Here is a 3,485-nt window from a genome sequence, read left to right on the forward strand (position 1 = left end):
CACGGACATCACAAACAATAACAAGCTGATCCAAAAAGATAATTTCTTGATTCCCGCTTTCCAGGCAAAAAGGTAGAGCACAAAAGTTACCAGGAAAAAGAAAAAAGAAATAATACAAAAATAAGCCCAGGCATTAGAAGACAAAGTTTCAGACAGGGCATTATACCATCGCTTCAAAAAGAAATCGGGAACCAGAATAATTTTATCAACAGTATGATTACGGGCCAGTTCAAGATTAAATTTTATTTCATCGTCAGTAGGATTAAGACGTTTGGCACGTTCATAATTCAGAACGGCCGGAGCAATCTTTCCTGTTTTATAATAAGCATTACCCAGATTAAAGTAAAGCTCCGCTGACTCATAACCATTGTGAAGCACACCTTCATAGGAAACAATAGCCTTTTGATAATCCCCTTTTTTATAGTAATCATTCCCAGCACGAATGAGTGGGGATGTCTGCCCGAAAACAGGAATCATCATCAAAAGAAACAATAAAGATATAATAATATTTTTCATACTAACATAAATATTTCATAAGTAAAGACAGTTTAAATAAAGTTACCCATTATGCTATCTTGTTTATTTTCAATGTTTTATAAAACTATTCACAACAACTCTCATCTCAATTTTTGTTGCAATTTGGTTATGATATCAATAGCCTCTCCATATAAAGTGTCCATTTGCGAATGTTCGGCTGCCGGTGCATAACGTGCATATTCGCAGGTATTGATCATATCCATGATCCTGTCTATAAGTTCCTGTTCAATATTTAGCTTTGTCAATGCAGCCATAGCCGAATCCTTGGAAAGTTCAGAAACAGGAATAGTCAATTTATCGCTCAGGTACCCCCAGAAAGCTTTAAGAACTTCCTCGTAAAATTGTTCACTCTTATTTTGTTTCAGGTACTGGGCAGCCAGTTTAAGGCGTTTGCCCGCAAACTTGTTTGCCTTTTTGTTCTTCATCAGGGCCATGTTTGCATTTTCCTTAAGTTTTTTGTGCAAGACAAGAACCAATATGACGCATGCCAATAAAGGACAAAGCAACAATATCCAAAACAGAGGAGAACCGAAGAAAAGAGCACCTTTGGGATAGACCTCAAAATCATGATTTTTTATGAAAAAGATATCATGATTGATGTACTTCAAATCCTCCTTGGAACTTCCGGAAACGAAAGCCCCTCCGGCATTACCACTTCCCTTATCGACATGGATATTGAATCCCTGCGCACTAATGGTTTTATATTGATGTGTTCCCAAATCGAAATAGCTGAATTCAACAGGGGCAATTTTATAATCACCTTCATGACGGGGAATCAACAGATATTCGAATGTTTTGGTCCCGTTGCTGCCCGCCTGCGTATTCTTAATATTCATATTGATCTTGGGATCATAGGATTCAAAATCAGAAGGAAAATTAACTTTAGGCGGGTCGGCCAGTTTCAGGTTCCCGTTCCCTGAAAGGGTGATTTTGTATGTAATAGCATCATTAGCTTTTACGGTTTTCTTATCAACCGAAGCAGACATGGATATTTTACCTACACCTCCAGAAAATGAAGCAGGTTTGTTGGCAGGAAGAGGCTTAACTAAAATTTTCACCGGTTTACTGACCACTTTGCGTTTGATTTCTTTTTCCTCTCCGCCAAATATATCGAATATGCTATGTCCTCCCGTACTGACACTGGCGATACAAGTCAGTTCATACGGATCGATGGTAATCACCCCGCTCCGCTGAGGGAAAAGAATAGTCTTCTTTATCACGCCCACGCCATAAACCTGTCCATTGATCACAGTTTGCTGTAAATTGATCTGAGGGGGTGTTTCAATATCCTGGGCATAGAATCCACTGTAAGAAGGAAATTTCATATTTTGGAAACCGCGCAGGTTAATCCTTGTATAAACCTTAATTGTAGCAACAACGTGTTCACCCTGATAAACAGAATTTTTATTTACATCAACCACAACAAAAATGTCATTTTTACCAATCTTCACACTGGTTTTATGAGTAGGGGGAGCCGGTTCGTCATTAAAGAAATCATCAAAAGGATCAACATTGTGGCGTTGCGATTGCCTGTTCCTTTGAGCTGAAGCATGCCCGGCAACTTTTATGGTCAAAGAATTGGAACGGTATTTATGGCCTCCGGCCACCACTTCAGCTGGACCGATTGAAAAAGTCCCTTCGCTATTTGCCTGTAATACAAAAGTATAAGAAAAACTAGTACTTTGGCTCATCCGCCCGTTTATAACCTGAACACTGCTGCTGGTCATTGTACTTGGCCCCTGCAATAACCTTAATCCACCAAAATTGGGCCGGGTAAATCCTGAGGGATTAGCTGTAACCGTATAAGTAACTTCAAACGCTTCGCCGGCAGCAACCCTACCCGGACCATTGGCAGTAAATTCAACACCTCCGGCAAATAAATTCAAGCTGCACAGGACATTGAATAATATTATAATAAACTTATTTCTCATACCTTTAATTTATCAATAAATTACCAATTTTTCAATGTTGAAGATTTACCAGCCTTGGCTGCCTGTTCTTTCAAACGTTGCTGGGTATTTTTTTCATCATTTTGCAAAGACTCCAACATACGTTGAGCATCATCTTTTGAAATCTTGGGTTGTGGAGGCGGTTGATTGGGCTGTTTGTTATTGCCCTGATTGGGTTTGGGTTTGTTTTGTTGGTTATTTTTATTCTTATTTTGGTCGTTTTTATTGTTCTTATTCTTGTTTTTATTATTATTATTTTGCTGCTTTAATTTTGCCTGTACATAAGCAAGATTATAACGGGTCTGGTTATCCTTAGGATTAATTTTCAGGGATTCCTTATATGCTTTCAGGCTCTCTTCATATTTCTTCAACTGAAGCAAAGCATTCCCTTCATTATGGTACACTTTCGCCAAATTCTTATTTGAAGTCTTTACATGGCTTAAATCATTGAAAACCTGGGCAGCTTCATCATATTTCTTTTGTTTATAAAGGGCATCGCCCAAATTAAATGCAGCTTCATAAGGCTTTTTCGATTTGGCTAATGCCTTTCTATAGGAAACCTCACTGTTTGCATACTTGCCATTCTTATAACTCATATTCCCTTCACGAACAGCCTTACGGTAATTCTGTGCCTGAATGGAGCCCCAAAACAGCGAAAAAGTAAGAATTAAAAATACTATTTTAAATTTACCCTTCATAGTCAATTCTAACATTATAATCAACATTTGAACAATTAAACTATTATAAAATGTTTGAAGTTGTTTGAAATGGTTCAAGATAGTTCAACATGGTTCAAGAAAGTTCAAGATGGTTTAATAAATTTTTAAACTTTTGAACCTTTAAACTCTCAAACCTTTGAACCTTTAAACCTTTGAACTCTCAAACCTTCAAACCTTCAAACCTTCAATCGGATTATTTATATTTTCTTACCCTAAACAGGTCAAATTTACTAAATTGTTTATTTTTCCTTTCCAGGACAAAAAATTCAATAAACAGGAA

At 37.3% G+C, this 3,485-nt stretch carries 3 protein-coding genes; all 3 read right to left on the minus strand.

Annotation, left to right across the window (positions count from 1 at the left end):
* The coding region (locus Q8907_14555; protein MDP4275493.1) for a tetratricopeptide repeat protein at nt 1-516 on the minus strand (516 nt) is incomplete at its 3' end.
* A 101-nt stretch (nt 517-617) separates the two neighbouring features.
* A complete protein-coding gene (locus tag Q8907_14560) occupies nt 618-2,468 on the minus strand; it encodes a BatD family protein (GenBank protein ID MDP4275494.1) in 1,851 nt (616 codons plus the stop codon).
* A gap of 20 nt (nt 2,469-2,488) precedes the next feature.
* A complete protein-coding gene (locus Q8907_14565) occupies nt 2,489-3,199 on the minus strand; it encodes a tetratricopeptide repeat protein (GenBank protein ID MDP4275495.1) in 711 nt (236 codons plus the stop codon).
* Nucleotides 3,200-3,485 lie beyond the last annotated feature (286 nt).

It is taken from the genome of Bacteroidota bacterium, from assembly GCA_030706565.1.
In the GTDB taxonomy this organism is placed as follows: Bacteria; Bacteroidota; Bacteroidia; order Bacteroidales; family JAUZOH01; genus JAUZOH01.

Bases quoted from the DNA above. Each gene is read 5' to 3' on its own strand.
- Q8907_14560 (MDP4275494.1), bottom strand. From the start codon at position 2,468: ATGAGAAATAAGTTTATTATAATATTATTCAATGTCCTGTGCAGCTTG.
- Q8907_14565 (MDP4275495.1), bottom strand. From the start codon at position 3,199: ATGTTAGAATTGACTATGAAGGGTAAATTTAAAATAGTATTTTTAATT.